This window comes from Halobacteroides halobius DSM 5150 (assembly GCF_000328625.1).
GTDB lineage: Bacteria > Bacillota > Halanaerobiia > Halobacteroidales > Halobacteroidaceae > Halobacteroides > Halobacteroides halobius.
The window spans coordinates 2,126,429-2,152,056 of the sequence record NC_019978.1; the positions used below are offsets into that span (position 1 = coordinate 2,126,429).

The following is a 25,628-nucleotide window of genomic DNA, read 5'->3' on the forward strand; positions in this document are numbered from 1 at the left end:
TTTACCCCTCCTGTATAAGTTATATTCTAAACAAACCATTACCAGACCATTAAGACAATTCTTTTAAGCCTACTAAAGCTGTCGCAATAGCTCCTTTTACTCCTATTTTATCCTCTAACTGAGAAGTGACAATTTCTACTTCAGCAGTTAACGCTTCCATAGCTCTTTGTTCAACATTAGCCAAAACAGTATCCTGTAATAGAGGCCAAGACTTTGATACTCCTCCACCAATGATTATTTTTTCTGGATTGAAAATATTGATTAAACTAGCAAACCCAATCCCTAAATACTCTGCTATTTGCTCTACTATTTCAGAAGCTACTTGATCTCCTTTTTTAGCTGCTTTAGCAATCACAGCTCCATTAACCTCAGTTGCATCATCTACTAAATCAGCTAATAAAGTATCTTCACCATTTTTGACAGCTTCACGCCCTAATCTGCTTAATGCTGTTCCAGAAGCTACTGCCTCCCAACAACCATAATTACCACAACCACACTTTTGATCACTATTGGGCAATAAGGTTAAATGACCAATTTCTCCAGCACCATCACTAGCACCATGATATACCTCACCACCAATAATAATCCCACCACCAATTCCTGTACTTACAGTTACATAAATTAAATCTTGAGCATCTTTACCTGCTCCAAAATACTTTTCTCCTAATGCAGCTGCATTAGCATCATTTTCCAGGAATATAGGAGGACCAACATCCTTTAATTCTTCAATAATATTTACATTATCTAGATTTAGATTAGGAGTATGATAAATAATTCCTTCTTCAATATTAAGCGGACCAGGGGATCCTAACCCAATTCCTTCCACTTCTTCTATTGCTACCTCTGTTTGCCCTAATACTTCATAAATAGTATCCTTAATTTTAGCAATTACACTATTCTTTCCTTTATCAGCTTCAGTTGGCTTTCTTACCTCAGCTAATATATTACCTTCTAAATCAGCTAAAGCAGTTAAAATCTTAGTACCACCTAGATCAATACCAATCACATATTCTTGCTTCACAGTTAGTCCTCCCTCTTATTATATTATAAATTATTGATTATGATAATCTAAAATGTACCTGGGCCATTCATTTTCTCCTTAACTCCATATTTAACCAGTAAATTAACTGTTGCATTATTAGCAAATAAACTTATTCCACCCATAAAAAGAATAGGTAAACCAATCACTAAAGCTCCACTAACTGCTGAAAAAATAATAATATTTAGAAAAATAACCAGGGTATATTTTAATTCCTTTAAGGTTAAAAAAAATGAATATTTAAATAAATCTAGAAAAGAAAACTCCTTATCTATCCGTTCAAATTCAATTAATAAAGGAAAAATATACATGGTTAATACAGATATAAAAACTAATACATAAATCCACATCGGACTTACTAATTTTAAAATATAGTATCCAAATAACTTAAATTCTGAATCTAGAAAAAATTTAAAATCAATGCCAATAACAATCACAGCTAGACTTAATACTAAAGTAACACCTACTGCAGGTAAAAAATAACGTTTAATACCAATAAAGAAATCCTTAAATCCTACTTGCTCATAATTAGCAATTTTATTGGTAATATAAAAACTACCAGCTGTGGTCGGGCCAACAAAAAGACTAGCTAATAAAGCAGGTACTAATAGAAATTTAGCTTCAATTCCTACAATAATACCTGCAATCAAAGCTCCAGCTGTAAAAAACCAAGTAAAACTGGCCCATAAAACTGAGAATATATGTTTATAAATTTCTTTATAACTTTTTTTAAGTAAACTCCAAGTACTCATACTATCTCCTTTCTTAAAACCTCACTAGTCTTATACTTCTCGATTAAATACCTTATATCCTGCAACTATTTTTAAATTAGGTTTATATTCTACGTTTCAAACGAGGATTATTAGTTATTCCAGGAATTCTACCCCTTTTAGCTATCGGTTGTCCTGCAACTTCTTTTAGATCCATTGTCATATTAATTGCTTTAGCAGAAGAAATATAACTGCCAACCCCAAAACCACTGGCTCCTAGCTTATCAAATTCCTTTATTCTTGCTGGTGTTAAACCTCCAGATATGAAAATATTAACGTGCTCATAACCAGCTTGGTCTAATCTAGCTCTAACTTCTTTAAGTAAACCAGGAGTAACTCCTCCTCTTTCTGATGCAGTATCTAATCTAATACCATCTAAATTGGCTTTAAGTTCTTTAGCAAGTCGTAATGACTCTACTGCTTCATCCTGAAAAGTATCTACTAGAATAGTTCTTGGTTCATTTTCAGGCATCAAATCATGATAAGCTTGAGCAACTTCTAAAGTATCACCCACTGTTAAAATCAAAGCATGAGGAACTGTCCCCGCTGGTTCTTGGCCCGTTGCTTTGGCCCCTAAGATACAACTAGCGCCATCCGCACCACCAATTAAAGCTGCTCTCTCCATTACTGGAGCTACCGCTGGATGAACATGACGAGCTCCAAAGCATAACATTGGCTTCTCTCCAGCTGCTTCTTTACACTCTTTAGCAGCAGTGGCCCAACCACTTGAATTGGCTAAGGTTCCTAAGATAGCTGTTTCAAAAATCCCAAAGTCATTATAAGAACCTTCTATTCTCATAACTACTTCTTTTTTCTCTATCTTAGCTCCTTCTTCTAAAGCCCAAACTTTAACTTCTTTAGTCTTTAATAAATTTAGGGCTTCATCAATCCCTGCTACTATTCCAGGACTACTTGCAAAAACCTCAGCTACAACTTTAGTATCTGAATGTCCTAACTTTTCTAAAATCTCTCGTGTCTTAATAAAATAAATATCTGTTGTAAGCCCCTGTTCTATTTCTTCTGAAGTAGCTGAAAAAAGTTTTCTATCCTTTGTAATACTAAATTCTTTTACATCATTTAAATCTTTTAACTCTCGTTCACTCATTTTTACCTTCCTTCCTTTATTATCTTATAAATTATAATATACTCTACTTTAACTTAATAGCTGCTTTTATTAGAATCTATTTAAATAGATTCTAAGCTAACAAAAAAACTCCTCCTTTATTTTCCATCTTTTTAAATCTAGTTAAGAATAAACTTCTCAATTATCTCCGCTACCCCACCTTCATCATTAGATGAAGTAATATAATCTGCCTTTTCCTTTAATTTATCACGAGCATTATCAACTGCTACCCCAAATCCAGCATACTCGATCATATCTAAATCATTATAGCTGTCTCCAATAGCTATTATCTGATCTCGTTCTATATTTAAATCAGACGCTAATTTTTTTAAAGCCCTTCCTTTGGAAGCCTGCTGATTCATAATTTCTACAAAGTGTGCTTTAGAAGCTGTTACATTTAAATCATCACTAAACCTATCCTGTAAAGCAACTAAAACTTCCTTTACTTTAGCTAAGTTTTCTTCTACAATTAATAACTTAGTAGATGGTTGATCTATACATTGACTTAATTTTCCTTTAATTAAAGTTGGTTTAACTCCTGATATCCTTTCATAATAATCAGCTCCAAATCCTGATTTATTGACATATAACTGATCATCTAAATAAAGATTAAGGTGTAAATTATTCTCCTCTACATAATCTACTATCTTACGGGCCAACTTTTTTGGCACTGGTCGATGATCTATAATTTTATTAGAAGCAACTTGTTTAACTAAGGCTCCATTATAAGTTATTGTTTCTTTTGTTAAATTTAATTGCTTAAGATAGGGCAGAGCTGAACTATACATCCTTCCTGTAGCAATTACTACTCTAAGCCCTTGCTTTCTTGCTTCTTTAATTAATTTTTGCGTTCTATTTGAAATCTTTAAATCCTGGCCTAATAATGTATCATCTAAATCTATAGCTAATAGTTTATAATTCATTACTAATTCCTCCTGTTACATTATACAACTTCAGTAATCTGTGGTGTATACTCCTCTTGTTTATAATCACCAAATTTTCTTGCTGTTATAAAAGAAAGAAGCATAAATAACAATCCCAGCATGATTTTAAATCCTTCTGCAACTAATCCTAAAGTGGGGGCTAATATATAACCACCTATTAATCCTAATATCGGCACTAGATAAACTACTACTGCTGCACTTGATATATTGCTTCCTTTCATTTCTAAGGTTACCATATCTCCAGCTTTAGCTTCTATGTCATTAGTAACAGTTAGTGTTAAATCATCCGCATTACTACACTCCCCACACTTATCACAAGACGAATGCTTAGTCACCCTAACTGTAGCAGTTTGGCCTTTAACGTCTATCACTTGGGCAAAACGTTTCATTTTCTCACCTTCCTATTTGGTAAATTTATTAATAACTTCCATTAATTCATTAATAATTTCTTCTCCTTGATCATTAGCAACAGCTTGTTTAACACAACCATGAGTATGTTTTTCTAAAATCTTCATTCCTACCTTATTTAATGCTCCTTTAACCGCAGCTATCTGAGTTAATACATCAACACAGTATTTTTCATCTTCAATCATATTTTGTAACCCACGTACTTGTCCTTCAATTCTACTTAATCTGTTTAATAAATTTATTTTTTCTGATTTATAAGAAGCCATTCTATCCCTCCATTAATAAAATAATACTTCTCTATATATTATACAACAAATTAACCAAAATTAAAAAGACCACTTCAATTAAATAATAGAAGTGGTCTTAAAATTCTAACTAACCTCATAGCCAGTAGCTCTTACTTCAGTTTTAAGATCCTTTAGTTTAGTCTTTTGCTTATCAAACTTAACATTTACTTGGCCCTGTCTTTCTTGTTTTAAATTAAATTTTGCCTGACTAACTCCTTCTAACTTATTTAAAGCTGACTCAATCGAACTTTTAGCTTGAGGACTAGTAATCCCTTTAACTTTAAAGTTAGCTGTTTCCAATTTAACTCCTCCTAAACAGCTGTTTATCATTAGCATCTCCTGTTTAAAAGTTTTTATACTTTATGAGTTTATCTAGTATGGCTATAATTAATAATACTTTTTAACTCCCAAGTTAAATACTCTTTTTCTCTTCTACAGCCTTTACATTCTAATATTCCTTTATCTGAATGAGATAAGTCACTTTTTAACTCCATTTTTTGCCCACACCCCTGACAAGGATAATCTAGATATTGACCCTTCTCAAATTTAGTTGGCATATTTTCCCTCCTAATGAGGTTCTAGTGGATTTACTCTTAATTATAAATCATTTCTAAATAATTGTCAAAAATTTTGCAAATATGATAATTTTCAGACAATTATTTTACAGGAAACGCCCCTTTAGGGACGTAAATTAAGCTTCATATATTCTTTTATTTGCTGGGCCAACTGTGGGCCAATTCCTGCTACTTCTACCAACTCTTCTTTACTAGCTTGTTTTATCTTCCCTAATGAACCAAAGTGTTGTAATAAAGCTTGTCGCTTTTTAGTGCCTACTCCCGGAATATCATCTAACATAGAATGGGTTAATCTTCGTGAGCGTAACTTGCGATGATAATTAACAGCAAAACGATGAGCTTCATCTCTTACCCGTTGGACTAAATATAAAGCATCTGATTTACGAGGTAATAGAATAGATTCTTCTCTGTTAGGTAAAAAGATCTCTTCCTTCTTTTTGGCTAAACTAATAATTGGTTGGCCACTTTTGTTTAACTTCTCTAATATATTAACAGCTGCATTAAGTTGGCCCTTACCACCATCAATTAAGATTAAATCAGGGAACTTTTTCTCCTTTTCAATCAACCGAGAGTATCTACGCTCAACTACTTCTTGCATCGCCCCAAAATCATCTTGGCCCTCTAAGGTTTTCATCTTAAAGCGACGATAATCACTCTTTTTAGGTACTCCATTTTCAAAAACTACTAAAGAGGCCACTGTAGCTTGGCCCTGGATCGTAGAAATATCAAAACCTTCAATTCGATAGGGCGCAGTTGCTAAATTAAGTTCTTCTTTTAACTCTTTAACACCTCGTCCAATATGAGAAGAGTGTAAAGTAGTCTGTAACTTATGCTCTTTTAGATTATGACGAGCATTACGGTAGGCCATCTCCACTAATTCTTTCTTAGCTCCCTGTTTGGGTAACTTAATCCCTACCTTACTCTCTTGTTCATTACTTAACCACTTGGCAATTAAGCTTTGGTCCTCTAATTTAGTATCAATTAAAATTTCTTCTGGGATATAATAAACTGTATCATAGTATTGTTGTAAAAAAGAAGTTAAGGTTTCCTGTTTATCTTGAACTTCAGTGAAGATAAAATCTTCTTTTCCTATCAAACGACCATTACGAACAATCAATAATTGTAAACAAATAAGCTCCTCCTCCTGAGCTAAAGCAACAATATCCCGATCAACCAGATCCTTAGTAACAACCTTTTGCTTTTGAGTAATCTTATCAATTGCTTTACTCTGATCTCTTAGTTGAGCAGCTCTTTCAAAGTCTAGACTTTCAGCAGCAACTTCCATCTGGGCCTCTAAATCTTGCTTTAAATTAGCCTCTTTACCCTCCAAAATCATTAGAACCTGCTCAATCATCTTTTGGTACTCTTGAGGATTAATCTCTTCAATACACGGGCCAAGACACTTATCAATATGGTAGTTAAGACAAGCTCGCCCTTGCTCTTTAGTTAAATCCTGCTTACAAGTCCGTAACGGAAATAAATCATGAATTAAATCTAACATATCATTAACTGCTTTAGGATCAGTATACGGGCCAAAATAGCGGGCCCCATCTTGCTTAACTACCCGCGTTTTATAGACTCTAGGATACTTAGTAGTAACTGTAACCTTAATGTAAGGATAGGTTTTATCATCCTTTAGCTGAATATTAAATTTAGGATTATACTTTTTAATTAGATTATTCTCTAAAATTAAAGCCTCCATTTCAGTATCAGTAATAATATAATCTAAATCAGCAATCCGCTTAACTAAGACTGTCGTCTTAAATCGTTGGTGCTTAGTATCTTGAAAATAAGATCCAACTCGATTTCGTAAAGACTTAGCCTTACCAACATAAATCACTTGGCCCCGTTGGCCCTTCATCAGATAAACCCCAGGTTCATGAGGTAGATTTTTCACCTTTTGTTTAAGCTTCATCGCTAACACCTCAATCTTAAATTCATATCTACTAATAATATATATCTGCAAATTCGACCTTTAGCCTTTCCACTAGTCCTTGCTTATTATAACTATCATTAGATTTACCACAGTTAGCTATTCTTTTATCAGGAAGATAGATAATGAATTCACTCCCTTTACCATATTCACTCTTAACTTCAATACTACCCTGATGTAAATCAACTAAGGACTTTACAAGGGATAACCCCACCCCATTATTAAAATTATTTTTACTAGCTAATTCACTTTCATTAACTTGTTTAAAACGATTAAATATTTTTTGCTGATCACTATTTTTCATCCCTGCTCCAGTATCTTTAACAGAAATAATAACCTCATTACCATTACTATCAATAGTTATAGCTATTTGATCACCTTCAGTAGTATATTTAACTGTATTGGAAACTAAATTTAGGATGATTCTTTCAATACTAAAGGGATCACAAGCAATCAGTTTATAGTCTTCCTTCTTATTAAATTCAAATGATTTATTTTGATCTTGAATATAATCTTTAATTGACTGTACTATTAAATTAACAACCTCAACTATATTATGATTTTCTAAGTTAACATCATAAGAATTGGCACTAATTTTAGTAAGGTCAACTAAATCATTGACTAATTTTAATAACCTATAACTATTTTGTCTAATCGTATGTGTATAACCATTAATCTTTTCTATATTCTTTTGCTCTAAATTATTTTCAGAAAACATATTTAAAACTTGAACTGAGGATAATATTAAATTTAGAGGAGACTTTAAATCATGCGAGATATTAGAAAAGATTACTTCTTTTCTTTTATTTTGGTTAAGTTCTTCTTTCAGTTTCTTTTGCTTTGTAATATCTGATAAAGATACAATACTGCAAGCAGTATTTGGAATCATTTCTACTTGAGATAATACAACCTTACTATTTCCCTGCTTATCTATTAATTCAAATTCATATTTATTAGGTATATTTCCTTTATCTAACCTTCTTTTATAATGATAGGATAATATTTGCTCTAAATCTTCCTTGTCAGCAATGAAATCAACTAACTTCATTTCACCTTCAATTTCTGATTTAGAATATCCAGCCAACTGCTCCACTGCTTGATTAACCATAGAAATAGTAGTATCTTCTTCAACAACCAAGATAGCTACTCCTGTCTTCTCAAAAATAGTTCTATAAAGCTTTGTTTGACAATCAATATTTTGATATATAGATTTCTGCATTTGATCATAGCCTCCCAATCAACTATAGAATTATTTGGTATTCGCTTGTATATTTTTATATAAATTATATATGTTTCCCTTTATCTCTATAGCGATATTAGCTAAAATCAAATTATTAAATCTTTACTAGATATATTAAATGCCTTAGCTATTAATCTGATACTCCGTAATGTTGGGCTCTTCTTTCCATTCTCAATATCACTTAAGAATGATTGAGAAATATCTGCCCTGTCAGCAACTACCGTTTGGGATAGAGATCTTTGTTTTCTAAGTTTCCTAATCCTTCCTCCTATATCCTGTTCCTCTATTAATTCAGTTTCTGATAACTTTTCTTCAAGACCTTTAATAGCTGTTAAAACTATGATTAGATTTTGGGGGGCCGCGTACTTAGTAGGAACTGAAACATTTAAAGCAGCAATAATTTTATTCCTTTTATCTCTAATAGGCAAACCAAAGCAACATAAATGTCGATACCTCTCTACATAATGCTCTGCCCCATAGATTAATAAAGGTTTTCCTTCTTTTAAAGCGGTTTCAATAGTACTGTTTCCTACATAATCTTCTGCATAATTTATCCCTTCACCTATACCGTCCCCTTTTAAAGTACCCATAAGCCCAATAGCCCAAGCATCTTTATCTGTTAAAAAGATAACATGAGGAATATTTCTCAAACTTAAAGAAATATCCTCCATAAAAGGTTTAGCAACTTTGATTATTTTTTTATTCTCTTGTTGTTTAATCTGTAGTTCTTCCTTAGATAGGGAATAATATGTAGGTAACTTAGGGTTGACATCCTTCTTCTTACATCTTTTCCATGCCTTTAGGGTGATTTCTCTATAGGTAGGATTATACTTAACATTACTAATTATTTTATTCCATTGCTTTATTAGATTATCAATTACTATCTTATTTACATCAATCTATACCACCTCTTACCATAAGCCAGACCTACAAGCTAAAATATTTCACTTTTAATATATTCTATTAAAAAGATATGACACCTTCAAAAACGACAAAATTCGACTTGTGAAATATTAGCTATCAGTAAGTAGGTGGTATGATTAACTTTTAATTATTAATTATCTCTTCTAAGAACTGACCTGTATAAGAACCTTCAACCTTTACTATTTTCTCTGGGGTACCAGTAGCAACTACTGCCCCTCCTTTATCTCCGCCTTCAGGTCCTAAATCAATAATATGATCAGCTGATTTTATAACATCAAGATTATGCTCAATAACGATAATCGTATTACCGCCTTCTTTTAGCCGCTGTAAAACACTTAATAACTTATTGACATCTTCAAAATGAAGACCAGTTGTTGGTTCATCTAAAATATAAACTGTACTACCAGTACTACGTTTACTTAATTCTGAAGCCAATTTAACACGTTGTGCTTCTCCACCTGATAAAGTGGTCGATGGCTGTCCTAATTTCATATACCCCAAACCTACATCATATAAGGTTTGTAATCTTCGCTTAATCTTAGGAATATTCTCAAAGAACTCTACTGCTTCTTCAACTGTCATATCCAATACATCTGCTATTGTCTTATCCTTATATTTAACCTCTAGTGTCTCTCGATTATACCTCGCCCCATCACAGACTTCACAGGGAACATACACATCAGCTAAAAAGTGCATCTCAATCTGCACTATACCTTGGCCCCCACAAGATTCACAACGTCCACCTTTAACATTAAAGCTAAACCTTCCTTTCTTATAACCTCTTTCTTGGGCCAAAGGAGTTTTCGCAAAAACATCTCTAATATAATCAAACACTTTAGTATAAGTCGCCGGATTAGAACGTGGTGTCTTACCAATTGGAGACTGGTCAATACTTACCACTTTATCTATCTTTTCTAATCCTTGTATCTGATCATGATCACCTGGTTTTAACTTAGAATCATAAAACTCTTGCATTAAACTTCGTTTTAGAGTCTTATCAATTAACGTACTCTTCCCAGAACCAGAAACCCCTGTAATACAAGTAAAGATTCCTAAAGGAATTTCAACATCAATATCTTTCAAATTATGCTCTCTAGCTCCTTTAATCTCTAGATAATCACCACTAGGTTTAGTTCTCTCTGCTGGAACTTCTATTTTCTTCTTACCTGATAGATACTGACCAGTTAATGATTCTTCTTCTTGCTTAATTTCTTCTATCTTCCCTTGAGCCACTATCTTTCCACCATGGCGTCCTGCTCCAGGGCCAATATCAATTATTTGGTCTGCTGCTTTCATTGTATCCTCATCATGTTCAACTACTAACACAGTATTTCCTACATCCCTAAGTTCCTGCAAAGTATTGATTAAACGTTGGTTGTCTCGTTGGTGCAAACCAATACTTGGTTCATCTAAAATATAAATTACACCAACTAATTGAGAACCAATCTGAGTAGCTAAGCGAATCCGTTGGGCTTCACCACCAGATAAAGTTCCAGCAGAACGTCCTAGGGTTAAATATTCTAAACCAACTTCATTTAAAAAATTAAGTCGTTGTCTAATTTCCTTTAAAATCTCGCTACCAATTACTTTGTCCTGGCCTGTTAATTGCAATTCAGAAAAAAACTGATATGAATCACCAATCGGCATGCTTGTTACTTCAGCAATTGATTTATCTCCGACAGTTACAGCTAGACTAGCCCTATTAAGTCTTTCCCCTTCACAATTAGGACAGGGCAGAATTGTCATATACTTCTCTAACTTCTTTTGGGCCCGATTAGAATTCTTACTTTTAAGCTTCTCTTTTAAAATAGCCAATAAACCTTTGAATTTAATCTCATGAATCTTAGTCTTACCTCTACGGTTAGTATACGGGAAAGTAACTGAACTATCATCACCATACAATAAAACATCAATAAATTCATCATCTGCCTCACCTAAAGGCTGGTCTTTATCTACCCCATATTTATCTGCTACAGCACTTACTACTTGGGGCTGAAAGCGACTTCTAGATCTACGCCAAGGTATAATTGCTCCATCATTAAGAGAACGCTCCTCATCTAAAATTAAATCTGGATCAAATTCTCGTTTGTTTCCTAAACCATCACAAACAGAACAAGCACCATAAGGACTATTAAAAGAAAACATTCGAGGGGATAATTCTTCTAAACTAACACCACAATCTGGACAAGCAAATTGTTCACTAAATAATAAATCTTCCCCATCGATTAAATCAATGATTACTAAGCCATCTGCTAAACCTAAAGCTGTCTCTAAAGAATCAGTTAATCTTGATTTAATATCGTCTTTCATAATTAATCTATCTACTACAACTTCAATGGTGTGCTTCTTGTTCTTATTTAATCGAATATCCCCTGCTAAATCTCTTACTGTACCATCAATCTTAACCCGCACATACCCTTCTTGTTGCATACTTTTCAATATATCTTGGTGCTCTCCTTTTCTACCTCTAACTACTGGGGCCAAAATCTGAAATTTAGTTCTCTCTTCTAGCTCCATTACTTGATCTACAATCTCCTGTACAGTTTGAGAAGAAATCTCTTGGCCACACTCTGGACAATGAGGTATTCCTACTCGAGCGTATAATAATCTTAAGTAATCATAAATTTCCGTTACCGTCCCTACTGTTGAACGAGGATTCTTACTTGTCGTCTTTTGATCAATAGAAATAGAAGGAGATAAACCTTCAATATATTCTACCTTCGGTTTTTCCATTTGTCCTAAAAACTGCCTTGCATAAGCTGATAAACTCTCTACATACCTTCGTTGGCCCTCAGCATAAATAGTATCGAAAGCCAATGAAGACTTCCCTGAACCACTAAGACCAGTCAACACCACCAATTTATCACGAGGAATTTCTACATCTATATCCTGTAAATTATGCTCTCTAGCACCTTTAATTACAATCTTTTCTTGTGTCATTTTTGTCACCCCATATTTTGATATTGTCAATATTATAACAATAATTATTACTACTTACAAGGGAGCTAATTACCTTTAAATTTTGAATAAAAGCAGGATTTTTAATTAATTTATTTAATTTATACTATAGACAATAGTATAAGGGATGATCTAATAATGAAATTAAAACAATATAATTTACACAAAATAATTAGCATTATTTTTAGAATTATAACAATCATAGTAATTGTGGGAAATATACTAACTCAAAATTGGTTTAATTTGTTTGTCTCATTACTTACTTTATCAATGACCTATCTTCCTTTTATAGTAGCACAAAGAAAACACATTCATATTCCTATAGATTTCCAGATAATTATTTCTTTCTTCCTCTTTGCTTCTTTATATTTAGGAGAATTAAAAGAGTATTATTTAAAGTTTTGGTGGTGGGATTTAATGCTTCATACTTTATCGGGGATAATTTTAGGATTTATTGGTTTTATCCTAGTCTATTTTCTAAATAATGAAGAACAAATTGATGTAATCCTCAGCCCCTTATTTATTGCTATCTTTTCTTTTACCTTTGCTGTTGCAACAGGAGGATTATGGGAGATTTTTGAATTCACTATGGATTCTACTCTAGGTTTAAATATGCAAAAATCAGGACTAGTTGATACTATGTGGGATTTAATTGTTGATTCCTTAGGAGCTTTAATCACCTCATTTATTGGATGTTTATATCTTAAAATAGATGGTGGCCCTTATTTTAAGCGGTTAGTAAAACGAATTGCAGATGATAATTCCATCAACAATTAAATTGTTTTCACTTCCTATTATTAATTATACTTCTAATTATAAATCCTATCCCCAATCCTAAACAAATAAATAATATTGGCAAAAAAACTGGCCCTAATAAGACACCAAAGATTCTCAATGTTGGTGAATAAATAACTCCAATTGTACCCAAATAAGATGATATAATAAAAGGTATAGCCAAATATGAGACTTGATCCTTACTAGCAACCTGATAAGCATCCCAAATAGCAAACATATAAATACAAGGGTAAAACATTAGCCATTGATAATTAACCTGATTAATTGCAACTTCCATATCACCATAGAAGCTAGCAATAATTGCACTATTTAAATTAGCATTTCCATTAATTAAAACTTCTAATCCAATTAATAATACACCTTTAAAATAATTTCTGTTTAATAATTGCCCAAACCCTGGTATAGCAACACTCCATAGTGCTTTCTCAACTCCATTTCCACTACTCATCTTATCTCTCCCTATTCTTATCTTCTTATTAATTAACAACTCCTAGTTAAGTAAATAAACTATCCATATCTCTTTTCCAGTCATTAAACCATAAATAAAAAACTAACCAAATAAACCAACTGGCAAACCATAATATATAAGAATGATACCACCGATATCCATTACGATAATCCAATAATCGAGTAAACCTTTCAATCGGAAGTTCAACTAACATTAAGACAGTTGTCCAAATAAAGGCCCACCATAATTGCTCTCTAAATCTAAGTGGACAATATCTGACCCAAATCATTGCCATAATTGGAACTACTATCATATTAACCACTATTGAAATATCGTCTACTAAAGAAAATAATTTCCACTGATGATTATAGTGCCACAAGTTAAAATAAATCGCAATATAACACCATAAGTTAGCATATAAACTAGCAAACAAAGCCACTGGGACATACTTCTTCATTCCTTTTCTTGTTAAAAATAATATAGCTACAGCAATAAAAATTGATCCATACTGAATTAAATATTCTATCACATTATTTCCCCCTCATCATATAGTACATAATTTATTTTGGCCCTTTCTAACCTCACTACACTTGGTAATTACTTGCAAACGACAACATTCTACAAAAAAGAACATTAATCTCTAAAATAAAACAGAATATGCTATCAAAAAATAGCAGTGGTGCTGGTTTAAACCAGCACCACTGCTAAAAAATTTATTCTATCTCTAAAATATCCTTTACTTCCGCTTTAATCCCTTCACTACTAGACTTGCGATTATGTCTAACCTCTTGTTGATCTAAGTCTTTAAGTCCTTGATGAATCTTCAGGCCAGAGACTTCTTTTAATTTAGCTAAAATTTCAAATTCATCTTTTAGCTTATTTTCACCTTCTAGTGCTTGTAATACTGCTTTACTAAATTTATATGGGTTTGCTGTAGATGCAATAATTGTTGACGTTTGATCATTAGTATCTGCCTTGTACTTTTGGTAGGACTTAACTCCTACTGCAGTATGGGTGTCAAGAGTATAGTTATATCTTTTAAATACCTGATTAATAGTCTCTAGCGTCTCTTCTTCTGTAGCATAATAACCACTAAAGACCTGCTTAATCTCTGCTTTAGTCTCCTGGTCAACCTTAAACTTTCCTTCATCTTGCAATTGCTGATACCACTTATTAACTTTAGCAGCATCATGACCCGTTACCTCAAATAAAAACCGCTCTAAATTAGATGAAATTAAGATATCCATTGAAGGACTAATAGTCTGTTTAAAACTACGGTTAATATCATAAACTCCTGTCTTAAGAAAATCAGTTAAAACATTATTATCATTAGAAGCACAAATAAATTGATTGACTGGTAGCCCCATTTGATAAGCATAATAAGCTGCTAAAATATTCCCAAAGTTACCTGTAGGAACACTAATATTTATTTTATCTTCTTCTTCTAACTCATTATTGCTTAATAAATTAGCATAAGCTACAAAATAGTAAATAATTTGTGGTAATAAACGTCCCCAGTTAATTGAATTTGCAGAAGAGAACTGATACCCTTCAGTTTCTAATAATTCTTTAAATTCCTGATCAGCAAAGATTTCTTTGACTGTACTTTGACAATCATCAAAATTTCCTTCAACAGCTACTACTGCAGTATTATCTCCTTTAGTAGTTATCATCTGTCTTTCTTGGACTTTACTGACACCTTCGTCCGGATAGAAAACAATAATCTCAATACCGTCTACATCCTTAAATCCTTCTAAAGCAGCCTTACCTGTATCCCCAGAAGTTGCTACCAAAATAACAACTTCTTCCTCTAATTCTACCTTTTCAATTGCCTTAGCAAGCAAATAAGGCATAATTTGTAAAGCCATATCCTTAAAGGCAGCGGTTGGCCCGTGCCATAATTCTAAAATATACTGCTCATCTAACTTAACTACAGGCGTTATTTCTTCAACCGTAAAATTATCTTGATTATAAGCAGCATTAACAACTTCCTCTATTTCATCCGCTGTATAATCAGTTAAAAACTCCTTTAATACTTGACAAGCAATTTCTTGATAAGTATTATCTTTCATACCATAGATTTCTTCTTCACTAAAAGTTGGAATTTGCTGAGGAACAAATAATCCTCCTGTTGGTACCATCCCTAATTGAATTACTTCAGCCGCACTTACTTGTTTATAATTCCCACGAGTACTAATATACTTCATCCTACTCCATCCTTTCTACTCTAGTTTGTCCTATTATATCAGAGGTGCTAAAGTATTAAAAGTTCCAATCTAAAAAGCCTTTCTTTTATTAGATAAGAACTTCTTTTTTATATTTTAATATGTACCCTCTAATCTTTGCGTTAATCTTCTTCCTATCTCCTTAAGCCTAATTACTATATTTCCACCTTTAGAAATTTTTTCTGGATGTTGGTTATCTAAGCCTGGAATTTTATCATCCTTAATATTAAGTGGCAAATCATAAATTTCTGCTAATCCACCGACTGAACATTCATCTCCATAACCACAACTAAAACAAGCATACTCTCCTTGGATTTCTACCTTAGTTGTTATTTCAATTCTTGCATCGGTATAAAAGTTAGTTATATCTGTTATCACAGCACTTGAATCTCCATCCCCGCTTACTCCTATGACAACTCCGAGTTTACCATCTAACGGAAAATGTTTATTATGTCGTGTACTAAAACAAACTCGCTCCCAAAAAGCTCGACCTTTTGCATTCATTCCTTCCCAATACTCTGGAGCCCCAAATATAATTCCACTTGCTTCTTTCATTTCTTTTAAAATCTGATTTAATTTATCATCCTTAATACATCTGTGACTCTCAATACAGCTATTACAAGCATCACAAGTTAATATTTCAAAATTAGAAAGAGAATAAAATTGATAAGCTAATCCACTAGCCTCTAAAATAGTTTTGATAGCTCTTTCAGTTACCCTATCTTTTCTTCCAGCACTGATACCTATTATATTTTTTTCACTCATCCTTTACCTCCTTTGATTTCTCAACATAAGAATACTATTTTTAATATTAATTAGCAAATCATTCTTTATATCCAAACATAAAAACAACCCTAATTTGATAACTAAACCTAAACCTTCTTTCCTAGAGGACAAACCACGTAATACATTTTTCAAAACATCTAGGCCTTAGTAGCAAAACTAATTTATTATTATCTACAAATAAAAGCCCTGCATCTGATTGCAGAGCCAACCTTTTTTAAAATAAACATTATAATTAATTTAACATTTCTTCTATTTTAGTTATAACATCTTTTGGTCTATCTACTGTCAACATTTTTTCTACAAAATCATATTCATCAATTAATTTCAATAGTTCAGATAAAGCAGACAGATGAGAAACTTCATCTATCGGAGCTAGGGTGAAGATTAGATGAACCGGATCATAATCATGACCAAAATTAACTCCTTCTTTGATAACTCCTAACCCCATACTCTTATTTACAACTCCATCTTCGGGTCTAGCATGTATTAAACTAATATGAGGTGCGATTACTACATAAGCACCTTTTTCTTCAACAATTTCTATTGTTCGGTCAACATATTCTTCTAGTATATGACCCTGATCTACTAAAGGCTTTCCTGCTACTTTAACCCCTGTTCTCCAATTATCTATCTTATCAATTACTGCTACATTATTTGCAGTTAACAATTCTAATAATCCTGTACCACTTTCTTCTATACTTTGGGTATCAGCTGTATCATCTACTTTATCTAAAACTTTAACTTCTTTAGAAGCAAAAAAATCTTTTAAATCTTTTTTTAGTCCCTCTTTATCTCCTACAATTGCTTCTCGTTCTATAACCTCAATTACTTCTTCAATCGCAAAAGAATAATCTCTTTGCAATTGAGAGTTCTCATTAGCTTCAATAGCATCAAAAACATCTTGTTTACTATGAATAATTGCTTTAATATTTTTCTTATCTTCTTGACTTAATAACGGGTTAACCTGTAATACTAAAACATCATCAATATCTAAAGGAATAGTTGTAATAATTAAATCAATATTTTCTAAATCAACTTCATTATTCTCTAATTGAATCACAGAAAAAACATCACAAATTTTAATCTCAGAAAATTCTTTATTCAATCTAGAAGATAACAAATTAGTTGTTCCCACTCCACTTGAACAAACTAAGACTACCCTTAATTTTCTACTAGATTGTAAAGATTTACTTCTCTCTAAAGCAGCTCCAAGATGAAGAGTAATATATCCAACTTCATCTGAACTAATTTCTTTTTGAAATTTACTCTGTAATATTTTAGTTGCTCTTTTAGCTGCTTTAAATATTTCTCGATACTTACTTTTAACATCTAATAGTAAAGGATTTTTTAGTGGCAAGTCATACTTTATGCGATTAATAGTTGGTTTTAAATGTAATGCTAAACCAATTATTAACTGAGTATCATCAATTAATTTAACCCCTAAATAATCCTCAGCCACTTTAACCATTTCTTTAGTTAAAATAATTAATTCTTGATCTAAATCTTCATCGACAAGCTTTTCATAATCATCATCACCTATTTTTTGCCATAATTTAGCTCCCATTAAATGTAAAGTGACATAACCTAACTCCGAATCAGGAATGCTTATTTCAAAAATTTGCTCCATGATCTTTCCTATCTTCTTAGCTATCTTATACTCATCGCTTTTTTTAATAATCTCTAAGCGTTCCTTAGGTAACTGAATATCTTTACCTTCTAATAATCTACTGATTGCTAAAGCTAAATGAACTAATAAACTAGCATAAGCTTCATCAGCAAATTGAAATCCTAATTGCTTTTCAGCAAATGAAATTACACTTTCAATCTTAGTTAAATCAATATCAGATACTAATTTATCAAATTCTTTAAAAAATCCTGGCTCTAAATTTCTATTTTCTAATGCTTTTTTCTGAATCTGTCGTAATAAACCAACTAATTCCTTTTCATTTGCTGTTTCTTCTAAAACATTCATCATTGCATGTCTAATATCTATCTCTTCACCTTTTATTTCTAAACCATAATTTGTCTTTCTAATCAGTGTTAAATTATGATTTGATAACCATTCTTCAACTTTATCTAGATCTTTAATTATTGTTGATTTACTAATACGTAACATTACCTCTAATTCTTTAATAATAATCGGTTCATTAGCTTGAAATAGTCTAAATAAAATTAAATGCTGGCGTTCTTTAGGAGATAAAACTCGTTCAAGCCCATGAATATCCACTAATTCATTTTGAATTTTATTTAACTCTTCTTCTTCTCCCTCTAAATAAACTCCAACTCGTCTTTTTCTTATTAATTCAGCATCATAGGAAGAGATACTAGATTCTATATCATCTAGATCATACCTAATTGTTCTACTACTAACATTAAATTTATCCGCTAACTGTTTAATAGAGACTGCTTTCTCTTGGTTAATTAAATATTTTAATAATTGACAAACCCGTGGCTTCAAACTCAATTTCTTACCTCCTCACATTCTTTAAAGGGAAAAGCTCTTGTAATTAATTACAAGAGCTTTATAACAATTCTGATCAGATTTTTATAGTAATATTATTTCAGAAGCACTTACTCCAAGTCTTCTATACTAATAATCCTAGTTCCTCCCTTTTTATTACTAATTAACTAATTAATTAATTTAGCTATTGTTCCAATAATAATACCTACAACTCCAAAATCTGCATCCCCAAAAGTAGTATTAGCAAAACCTAACTTTCCTAACACCGGAAGTAATAAAGCAGGTAAGAAAGTTATTAATAATCCATTAGCAAAAGAACCAAAAATGGCTCCTTTTTTACCTCCAGTAGCATTACCAAATACTCCTGCAGTAGCTCCAGTAAAGAAATGTGGTACTAATCCTGGAATGATTATAGATAATCCTATTGGTCCTAGTAAAAACATTCCTACAATTCCACCTAGGAAACTAAATAGGAAACCAATAGTTACAGCTGTTGGAGCAAAGTTAAAGGTAACTGGACAATCTAAAGCTGGTTTAGCATCTGGAACTACTCTTTCACCGATTCCTTCAAAGGCTGGAACAATTTCTCCTAAAATCATTCTTACACCTGACATGATAATACTGACTCCTGCAGCAAACGTAATCCCTTGCATTACAGCAAACATAAACAAGCTCTGATCTCCTGCATATTCGCTAACAATTTCTGGACCGGCTTTAAAAACAATAATTAAAAAGATAACTATCATAGTTAAAGCGGTAGATAATAATGATTCTTTTAAAAAACCTAATGACTTTGGAACTTCAATATCTTCTGTAGTATCTTCTGGGTCTCCTACTAAACTACCAATAAAGCCAGCTGTAATATAACCTGTTGTTCCAAAGTGTCCTAGAGCGATATCATCACTACCAGTTACATCTTTCATATATATATCTGCTAATGCAGGCATTAAGACCATTAAAAAGCCTAATATTGTTGACCCTACAATTACTAATGGAGCTCCTGTTAAACCTGCAGTTCCTAATACTGCTGCCAATAAAGCGGCCATAAAGAAAGTATGATGTCCTGTTAAAAATACATACTTTAAAGGAGTAAAACGAGCATAAGCTAAATTAGCTAGAAAACCAAAGCCCATAATCAAAGCTGTTTCTTTTCCTAATGTCTTCTGAGCCATAGCTACTATAGCCTCATTAGTTGGAATCACACCATGAATATTGAAGGCTTCTCTAATTATTGGCCCGAAGTTATTTAAGCTTTCAATTAAAACCCCTGCTCCTGCTCCCAAAATAACAAAACCAATAATACTCTTTAACGTCCCGGACATAATTTCAGAAAAATGTTTCTTAGAAGCTATCAAACCAATGCAAGCCATTAATCCTACCAAAACAGCTGGTTCACTTAATACATCGTTAACTAAAAAATTTAAAAATCCCATTTTTATTCCCCCTTGTTTTTGAAATAAATTATTATATTTCTTATTTTATTATTAAATAATAGAGTTCTAAGAAATATAATCCATAATTTTTTCTTTAATTTCATTTTTATCAGCCATATTCTTAATTGCAATTACTTCAGCAGAATGACCTTCTAATTGCTGGGCAATCTCTGGCGCAGCTATGATAATATCTGCACTTTCACCTTTAGCACTACTAACATCACTCACTTCAACAGTTCCCTCTATTCCTTCAGCCTTAAGAACCTTCTCAGCAGCCATTTTTAACATTAAACTACTTCCTAGTCCCATTCCACAAACAGCTAAAATCTTCATTTACACTCCTCCTTTTTATTAAGCATTATTTACAATCTGACTTATATAATCAAATACTTCGCTAGAAGTATCCTTAGCACATATTTCATCAACTGAATTATCTTCCAATAAAACTGTCATCAGTTGAGACATCGCTTCAACATGTTTGTCATTATTAATTGAACCAAAAGCAAAGGCTATTTTTACTGGGTCATTATTTTCATGACCAAATTCTACTGGTGACTCAAGAGTAATTAAACTCATTCCTGTTTCTTTTACACCATCCTCTGGTCTAGCATGAAAAACTGCTACTCCTTTAGCCATTACAATATATGGACCATTATCTTCTAATGATTTAATCATTGCATCTATATATCTATCCTCAACTAAGTTATCTTTTAACAGAATTTCTCCAACTTTTCTACCAACCTTACGCCAATCTTTTGCTCCTACTTTAGTAGCTATCCGTTCTTTAGGTAATAAATCTAACAACATCCTTGATCGCCCCTTTCCAAAATTATAAAATATTTTAAATATATCAATTTTCCTTTTGTTGTTACTTATATCTTACACCTAGAGATATTGAAATTCAATTCATAATTATTGCTTTTCTTTTCTGAAAAGATTATGGCAAATTAATAATATTATGTACTAATTGTAGCTTAAACAAGCAAACCAATTTTCTTTTCTCCTAAATATTTCAAAAATATTTATTTTTTGTAATGATAAAGTTATAATATTCCTTTTTAATTTATTAATTAGTCTACTTTCTTTCTGAAAGAATTATGGCAAATTAATAATAATCGGTTGTTTAAAAGCAAAAAAGACCTCCTAGGATTATTATCCTAAAAGGTCTCTTACTTATATTAATTAAATTACTTCGCTTTCTTTATTATATATCTAGAAATCATAAAACTAAGCGGTAATAAAACAAGTAATTGCATGACAGGTACTAGCCCAATATTAGTCCCTGGAAACAGAGGCATCTGAACACTATACCCCCAACGATTATAATACAAAGCATGAATTTCAAAATAAAAACTGACAAATAAAGCATATAAGATGCTAATTACATAATCTTTACGATTCCTCTGCTTCATTAACCAGTTAAGATCATTACTAGTAAAGACTAAGATTAAATATAATCCAACACTTATTCCCACATCACCACTAATAGCACTTATCATTAATGCATAGTATTCAAGTACACTTTGTTCTTCCATAGTATAAAAAATTCCACATTGAATAAACTCCCAAATTCCATGTAATATTAATGAAACAACTGCTACTACAACTAAATTACGAATAAATTTTTTTATCTTATCAGCTCCTTAGTTTATTTATCTAGTACTTGTCTTCTTTCAATAAATTCTTCTTTACTAATTAACCCTTTAGCAAATTCTTCTTTCAAAAGTCGCATAGCTTTATCTTCCCTTTTAGATTTGGGTATTATTAATCTAATTACTAAATATATCATTCCTACAAATAGACCTAAACGTAATACCATCATTCCTAAAAATTGCCAACCAGTAAAACTATAATTATATAATCCTGAACAAAAACTCCCCCACATTAAATTATCCCCCTTATATTGAAAAATTATTATTTAACCTTTTAATGATTACCATCAATCATAATGCTTCATTACTTAAAATTTTATTTATAAATTATCTTGTATACATAGTATACAGAGGGAATGTTAAGAAAGTATTAAGAGAATACTAAATTTCTTTAAAGATTATTTCTTAAACCAGCTCCAAAAAATTAAAAAAGACTGTTTTTGGAAAACAGTCATGAGTTCTTGCAATAATAAGGGCGAGAACCTGCCACACTACTTCTATTCTCATTTTGTGTGAATTAACTAAAACGTCGGGCCAACTTCCTAATTACTTTTAACCATCACTTCTTTACCACAAAAAGCTATTCCTAACTCTAAAATATCATTAATCCCTAGTTCTTCTAATATATCTCTATAATCTCTATCTGCTATCTGCTCTAATGCTTCTCTAACTCCTCTTTCTAAACTTTCATCTTGATCTACCTTCTTAAACTCCATAATAATTCCTAATTTATCTTTACTACTAGGAATCAACATTACATCATAACGTCCATAACCACTTTCTCGATTAGATTTAACTTGATATTCACCTCGTAAATTAACTACTAATCCTAATACAAAAGCATGATAAAAATTCTCTGAATTACCTCTACCAAGATCAAAATAACTAAAAGAGGATTTAACTATCTTTTTAAATATCTTACTAAAGGTCTCTACATCACCTTCAGTTAAACTCTTTAGCATCCATTCTAGTTCTTCATTATTTAGATTTTCCTTAAACCAATCTAAAATAATGCTCCGATAAATATACTCTACCTCTAAATTAGGAATTTCAAGCTGACAGTATAAATGGCCTAAATCTCTTTCTTGGTTACTTGCCTTTAAATAGCCACTTAATAATAGAAAACTCCAAATAGTAGTATTCTTCCGTTCTAAATCTGAAAAAACAATATTGTCATCAATCTCTTTTTGAATATCTGTTCCCTGTAACAACAATTCTAAATCTTTCTTTACTTCACTACCTGCTTCTGTAATTAACCTTCTAATTAATTGATTACCACTAGTATTGGCCCAATAAGGTCTAAACTCACCTTCTTGGTAGATACAATTAACTATTGACCAAGGATTATAAACTATTTTTTCACCAAAACTATATCCATTATACCATTCTTTAACCTGGTCAACTTGATAAGCTAAATTATAATAGTTAAATATTTCTTCAACTTCTTCTTCTAATAACCCAAAATAAGAATCATAAACCTTATCTAATAAGGTACTAACTAATAAATTATTTAATCCTGAAAAGATACTCTCCTTCGCCACCCGCAAAATTCCCGTTAAAACCCCTTTCTTTAAATGTAGATTATCCTTTAAACCACCACTTAATAAATTACGCATAAAATTCATAACTTGCTTATAGTAACCTGCTAAATATCCCCGTTGGATCGGCTGGTCATATTCATCAATTAAAATCATTACCTTTTCTTTATGATAATTAGCTAAGTGTTCAGAAAGGCTTCTTAAAGCATCTTCATAAAAAGGAAGTTCAGCTTGCAAAGATATAATATCCTGAAATTGTTTTTTATCATATTTATCTAATACATCACTCTCTAATAAATATTTATGTCGTTTATACTCTCTAGCTATAACCTGTTTTAATTTTGTATAAGTTCTTGGCCAATTATTCTCCTTTATATCTTTAAAAGTTAGCATAATTAAAGGGTAGTTCCCTTGGTGCTCCAAATACTCTTTCTGCTCTTCAATTTTCAAACCAGTAAACAAATTACTATTATCTTGCTTGTTCTTTTCAAAAAAGTAGCGTAACATTGAAATATTAAGTGTTTTACCAAAACGACGAGGTCGAGGTAATAAAATCACTTCGGCATCTTCATCTATTATTTCTTTAATAAATAAACTCTTATCTACAAAATAATAATTTTCTTCTCTTAACTTTTTAAAGTCACTAATACCTATTGGTAATTTCTTCATAATTCACCTCCATACTTACATTATTTTTATTATACCATTAAATTAATATAAAATAAAAAAAGAAATTTTATTAAAAAATTATCTTTTAACATCAGCGTTGCAATGGTACATCTTAGAAAACGAAATAAGAACAGAACCTAAAAATAGGTAGATTATAAATTTGGGTGTCCAAAAAACTAAAAAAAGACTGTTCTTAGAAACAGTCCTCAAGCCTTGCAATGATAAGGGCGGGAAAGTGTGGGAATCGAACCCACCACAGACAACTAAAGCTGCCTGCCACTGGATTTGAAGTCCTGGCAGGTAGCTTTTTTCTATTATAACTAACATAATTAAGCCTTACAAAGCCTGCAACTACGCTATTTATTTAGTAATAAGTAAATAAATTTAAAATGTTCCCCTCTGATTTGACGACATCATGGCGACAAAGTGACGCCATGCTACTGCAACTCGATGTCGTTAACTTTCGATTAGGTGACGTTTTAATGTCACCTAATCGCATAGTTCACGACGTCCTATTAAAGATAAGCAACTTTTAATTGCACTGACGGTTGGAATGGAATGAAAAATGGTGATCTACCGGGTCCTGCGATTTTTGCAGGTTGTAGATCACCATTGAAAGTGGAATGGAAACTGTCATAATTTTTTATAGGAGACATGACTATGAAGTTTATAGTGATGTCTCCTATAAGTTGGTAGAAGTTGGCCCGTACAGAATTTATATCTCTTTTGCAATTTCTTTTAATGAATCTTTATCATTAGATGAATATCTATAAGAAATACTATCAATATCTTTACTTCTAGCGTACTCTTTTACTTTCTCTCTTGAATCAGAAAAAACTAATTCATTAGCTACCTTAAATAATTCATATTTTTCTGTCATTCTATAATCTCCTTTTAATTTAGTAAATTAAAAATAATAACTTATAATTCTTCAGTAATTAATTATCTTTTAAACAACTTATAAATATTCATATTTTTCTTTAAATTTATTTACAATTTTTCTAGCACATTTTTTAACTATAGATTTAGAAGCCAAATCAATATATCTAACATTAGATATAACCTTAAAAGATGGATCTAAGTTTCCTCTAATAATTTGCAACTCTTTTTGAACTAAATATTCAACTGCCTCTCGATAAGAACTGCCAGCATTAATAAATTCACTTTTACTTGGTAATACAAATGATAATAACATTACATCATTGGCTTTTTCAAGACCTATCCCAATTTTATTTTCAAAGTTTTTTCTGAAAGCACCATTGGGCTGCATATGGGAAGAAAGTCTTCCTAAAGTTCCTAATGCATCATTAGTTTGCCCAACATATACAGCCTCCCATTTCTTAGACACTAATATGTATATATATGCTTTTTGATTACCATTAAAAATTGTAGAAACAGATGTTACAATTGATTTCATTTT

26 protein-coding genes are annotated in these 25,628 nt (G+C 31.8%); 1 reads left to right on the forward strand and 25 read right to left on the reverse strand.

Translation table 11 applies throughout. The features are described 5' to 3' along the window. Positions 1–49 precede the first annotated feature (49 nt). The 12 genes from HALHA_RS10400 to uvrA form a co-directional block, all read right to left on the reverse strand. On the reverse strand, positions 50–1,021 hold the full coding sequence (locus tag HALHA_RS10400) for an ROK family protein (RefSeq protein WP_015327724.1): 972 nt from the start codon (positions 1,019–1,021) through the stop codon (positions 50–52). Positions 1,022–1,068: 47 nt separating this feature from the next. Further along, positions 1,069–1,791, reverse strand: a complete 723-nt coding sequence (locus HALHA_RS10405) for a YesL family protein (RefSeq protein WP_015327725.1) — start codon at positions 1,789–1,791, stop codon at positions 1,069–1,071. A gap of 82 nt (positions 1,792–1,873) precedes the next feature. Further along, entirely contained in the window at positions 1,874–2,914 is a 1,041-nt protein-coding gene (locus tag HALHA_RS10410) for a nicotinate phosphoribosyltransferase (protein WP_015327726.1), read from the reverse strand. A 137-nt stretch (positions 2,915–3,051) separates the two neighbouring features. Next, on the reverse strand, positions 3,052–3,855 hold the full coding sequence (locus HALHA_RS10415; protein WP_015327727.1) for a Cof-type HAD-IIB family hydrolase: 804 nt from the start codon (positions 3,853–3,855) through the stop codon (positions 3,052–3,054). Positions 3,856–3,875: 20 nt separating this feature from the next. Continuing rightward, positions 3,876–4,265, reverse strand: a complete 390-nt coding sequence (locus tag HALHA_RS10420; RefSeq protein WP_015327728.1) for a SoxR reducing system RseC family protein — start codon at positions 4,263–4,265, stop codon at positions 3,876–3,878. Positions 4,266–4,277: 12 nt separating this feature from the next. Next, positions 4,278–4,550, reverse strand: coding sequence for a metal-sensitive transcriptional regulator (locus HALHA_RS10425; protein ID WP_015327729.1), 273 nt, complete (start codon positions 4,548–4,550; stop codon positions 4,278–4,280). A 105-nt stretch (positions 4,551–4,655) separates the two neighbouring features. Then, complete coding sequence (locus HALHA_RS10430; RefSeq protein ID WP_041607813.1) at positions 4,656–4,871, reverse strand: heavy-metal-associated domain-containing protein; 216 nt, start codon at positions 4,869–4,871, stop codon at positions 4,656–4,658. A gap of 68 nt (positions 4,872–4,939) precedes the next feature. Continuing rightward, a complete protein-coding gene (locus HALHA_RS10435) occupies positions 4,940–5,128 on the reverse strand; it encodes a hypothetical protein (RefSeq protein WP_015327731.1) in 189 nt (62 codons plus the stop codon). A 121-nt stretch (positions 5,129–5,249) separates the two neighbouring features. Next, entirely contained in the window at positions 5,250–7,061 is a 1,812-nt protein-coding gene (gene uvrC, locus HALHA_RS10440; protein ID WP_015327732.1) for an excinuclease ABC subunit UvrC, read from the reverse strand. 31 nt (positions 7,062–7,092) lie between these two features. Beyond that, positions 7,093–8,298: a PAS domain-containing sensor histidine kinase gene (locus HALHA_RS10445; protein ID WP_015327733.1), complete on the reverse strand. Its 1,206-nt coding sequence runs from the start codon at positions 8,296–8,298 to the stop codon at positions 7,093–7,095. Positions 8,299–8,405: 107 nt separating this feature from the next. Further along, entirely contained in the window at positions 8,406–8,969 is a 564-nt protein-coding gene (locus HALHA_RS13115; protein ID WP_169314488.1) for a helix-turn-helix domain-containing protein, read from the reverse strand. 397 nt (positions 8,970–9,366) lie between these two features. Next, positions 9,367–12,183, reverse strand: a complete 2,817-nt coding sequence (gene uvrA, locus HALHA_RS10455) for an excinuclease ABC subunit UvrA (protein WP_015327735.1) — start codon at positions 12,181–12,183, stop codon at positions 9,367–9,369. Positions 12,184–12,339: 156 nt separating this feature from the next. Between uvrA and HALHA_RS10460 the strand changes: the two genes are divergently transcribed. Then, entirely contained in the window at positions 12,340–12,978 is a 639-nt protein-coding gene (locus HALHA_RS10460) for a DUF2238 domain-containing protein (RefSeq protein WP_015327736.1), read from the forward strand. 7 nt (positions 12,979–12,985) lie between these two features. Here the strand turns inward: HALHA_RS10460 and HALHA_RS10465 are convergent, their stop codons facing one another. From HALHA_RS10465 to HALHA_RS10520, 13 genes are all read right to left on the reverse strand, one after another. Further along, on the reverse strand, positions 12,986–13,444 hold the full coding sequence (locus tag HALHA_RS10465) for a hypothetical protein (RefSeq protein ID WP_015327737.1): 459 nt from the start codon (positions 13,442–13,444) through the stop codon (positions 12,986–12,988). 46 nt (positions 13,445–13,490) lie between these two features. Continuing rightward, positions 13,491–13,973 (reverse strand): CBO0543 family protein, encoded by a 483-nt coding sequence (locus tag HALHA_RS10470; RefSeq protein ID WP_015327738.1) that lies wholly within the window; start codon positions 13,971–13,973, stop codon positions 13,491–13,493. Positions 13,974–14,157: 184 nt separating this feature from the next. Further along, complete coding sequence (gene thrC / locus HALHA_RS10475) at positions 14,158–15,651, reverse strand: threonine synthase (protein WP_015327739.1); 1,494 nt, start codon at positions 15,649–15,651, stop codon at positions 14,158–14,160. A gap of 114 nt (positions 15,652–15,765) precedes the next feature. Further along, entirely contained in the window at positions 15,766–16,434 is a 669-nt protein-coding gene (locus HALHA_RS13120; RefSeq protein WP_015327740.1) for a flavodoxin family protein, read from the reverse strand. Between the two features lie 253 nt (positions 16,435–16,687). After that, positions 16,688–18,919 carry a BglG family transcription antiterminator gene (locus tag HALHA_RS10485; RefSeq protein WP_015327741.1) on the reverse strand — a complete coding sequence of 744 codons (2,232 nt, stop codon included), beginning with the start codon at positions 18,917–18,919 and terminating at the stop codon, positions 16,688–16,690. A 164-nt stretch (positions 18,920–19,083) separates the two neighbouring features. After that, the gene (locus tag HALHA_RS10490) at positions 19,084–20,349 is read right to left on the reverse strand and encodes a PTS ascorbate transporter subunit IIC (protein ID WP_015327742.1); all 1,266 of its coding nucleotides are present in this window, start codon (positions 20,347–20,349) and stop codon (positions 19,084–19,086) included. A gap of 66 nt (positions 20,350–20,415) precedes the next feature. Then, positions 20,416–20,682 carry a PTS sugar transporter subunit IIB gene (locus HALHA_RS10495; protein ID WP_015327743.1) on the reverse strand — a complete coding sequence of 89 codons (267 nt, stop codon included), beginning with the start codon at positions 20,680–20,682 and terminating at the stop codon, positions 20,416–20,418. Positions 20,683–20,700: 18 nt separating this feature from the next. Continuing rightward, entirely contained in the window at positions 20,701–21,156 is a 456-nt protein-coding gene (locus HALHA_RS10500) for a PTS sugar transporter subunit IIA (protein WP_015327744.1), read from the reverse strand. Positions 21,157–21,536: 380 nt separating this feature from the next. Then, on the reverse strand, positions 21,537–21,884 hold the full coding sequence (locus HALHA_RS10505; protein ID WP_245547361.1) for a hypothetical protein: 348 nt from the start codon (positions 21,882–21,884) through the stop codon (positions 21,537–21,539). 113 nt (positions 21,885–21,997) lie between these two features. After that, positions 21,998–22,234 carry an SHOCT domain-containing protein gene (locus tag HALHA_RS10510; protein WP_015327746.1) on the reverse strand — a complete coding sequence of 79 codons (237 nt, stop codon included), beginning with the start codon at positions 22,232–22,234 and terminating at the stop codon, positions 21,998–22,000. Positions 22,235–22,543: 309 nt separating this feature from the next. Continuing rightward, on the reverse strand, positions 22,544–24,208 hold the full coding sequence (locus HALHA_RS10515; RefSeq protein ID WP_015327747.1) for an AAA family ATPase: 1,665 nt from the start codon (positions 24,206–24,208) through the stop codon (positions 22,544–22,546). Positions 24,209–24,923: 715 nt separating this feature from the next. Beyond that, complete coding sequence (locus HALHA_RS13515; RefSeq protein WP_015327748.1) at positions 24,924–25,088, reverse strand: hypothetical protein; 165 nt, start codon at positions 25,086–25,088, stop codon at positions 24,924–24,926. 78 nt (positions 25,089–25,166) lie between these two features. Further along, complete coding sequence (locus tag HALHA_RS10520) at positions 25,167–25,625, reverse strand: GIY-YIG nuclease family protein (protein ID WP_169314489.1); 459 nt, start codon at positions 25,623–25,625, stop codon at positions 25,167–25,169. Positions 25,626–25,628 lie beyond the last annotated feature (3 nt).

Excerpts from the sequence above, each read along its gene's own strand:
- HALHA_RS10465 (WP_015327737.1), bottom strand. The coding sequence starts at position 13,444 with ATGAGTAGTGGAAATGGAGTTGAGAAAGCACTATGGAGTGTTGCTATA.
- thrC (WP_015327739.1), bottom strand. The coding sequence starts at position 15,651 with ATGAAGTATATTAGTACTCGTGGGAATTATAAACAAGTAAGTGCGGCT.
- HALHA_RS10510 (WP_015327746.1), bottom strand. The coding sequence starts at position 22,234 with ATGTGGGGGAGTTTTTGTTCAGGATTATATAATTATAGTTTTACTGGT.
- uvrC (WP_015327732.1), bottom strand. The coding sequence starts at position 7,061 with ATGAAGCTTAAACAAAAGGTGAAAAATCTACCTCATGAACCTGGGGTT.
- HALHA_RS10420 (WP_015327728.1), bottom strand. The coding sequence starts at position 4,265 with ATGAAACGTTTTGCCCAAGTGATAGACGTTAAAGGCCAAACTGCTACA.
- HALHA_RS10445 (WP_015327733.1), bottom strand. The coding sequence starts at position 8,298 with ATGCAGAAATCTATATATCAAAATATTGATTGTCAAACAAAGCTTTAT.
- uvrA (WP_015327735.1), bottom strand. The coding sequence starts at position 12,183 with ATGACACAAGAAAAGATTGTAATTAAAGGTGCTAGAGAGCATAATTTA.
- HALHA_RS10460 (WP_015327736.1), top strand. The coding sequence starts at position 12,340 with ATGAAATTAAAACAATATAATTTACACAAAATAATTAGCATTATTTTT.
- HALHA_RS10425 (WP_015327729.1), bottom strand. The coding sequence starts at position 4,550 with ATGGCTTCTTATAAATCAGAAAAAATAAATTTATTAAACAGATTAAGT.
- HALHA_RS10515 (WP_015327747.1), bottom strand. The coding sequence starts at position 24,208 with ATGAAGAAATTACCAATAGGTATTAGTGACTTTAAAAAGTTAAGAGAA.
- HALHA_RS10435 (WP_015327731.1), bottom strand. The coding sequence starts at position 5,128 with ATGCCAACTAAATTTGAGAAGGGTCAATATCTAGATTATCCTTGTCAG.
- HALHA_RS10410 (WP_015327726.1), bottom strand. The coding sequence starts at position 2,914 with ATGAGTGAACGAGAGTTAAAAGATTTAAATGATGTAAAAGAATTTAGT.
- HALHA_RS10505 (WP_245547361.1), bottom strand. The coding sequence starts at position 21,884 with ATGGAAGAACAAAGTGTACTTGAATACTATGCATTAATGATAAGTGCT.
- HALHA_RS10495 (WP_015327743.1), bottom strand. The coding sequence starts at position 20,682 with ATGAAGATTTTAGCTGTTTGTGGAATGGGACTAGGAAGTAGTTTAATG.
- HALHA_RS10405 (WP_015327725.1), bottom strand. The coding sequence starts at position 1,791 with ATGAGTACTTGGAGTTTACTTAAAAAAAGTTATAAAGAAATTTATAAA.
- HALHA_RS13120 (WP_015327740.1), bottom strand. The coding sequence starts at position 16,434 with ATGAGTGAAAAAAATATAATAGGTATCAGTGCTGGAAGAAAAGATAGG.
- HALHA_RS13515 (WP_015327748.1), bottom strand. The coding sequence starts at position 25,088 with ATGACAGAAAAATATGAATTATTTAAGGTAGCTAATGAATTAGTTTTT.
- HALHA_RS10500 (WP_015327744.1), bottom strand. The coding sequence starts at position 21,156 with ATGTTGTTAGATTTATTACCTAAAGAACGGATAGCTACTAAAGTAGGA.
- HALHA_RS10520 (WP_169314489.1), bottom strand. The coding sequence starts at position 25,625 with ATGAAATCAATTGTAACATCTGTTTCTACAATTTTTAATGGTAATCAA.
- HALHA_RS10415 (WP_015327727.1), bottom strand. The coding sequence starts at position 3,855 with ATGAATTATAAACTATTAGCTATAGATTTAGATGATACATTATTAGGC.
- HALHA_RS10490 (WP_015327742.1), bottom strand. The coding sequence starts at position 20,349 with ATGGGATTTTTAAATTTTTTAGTTAACGATGTATTAAGTGAACCAGCT.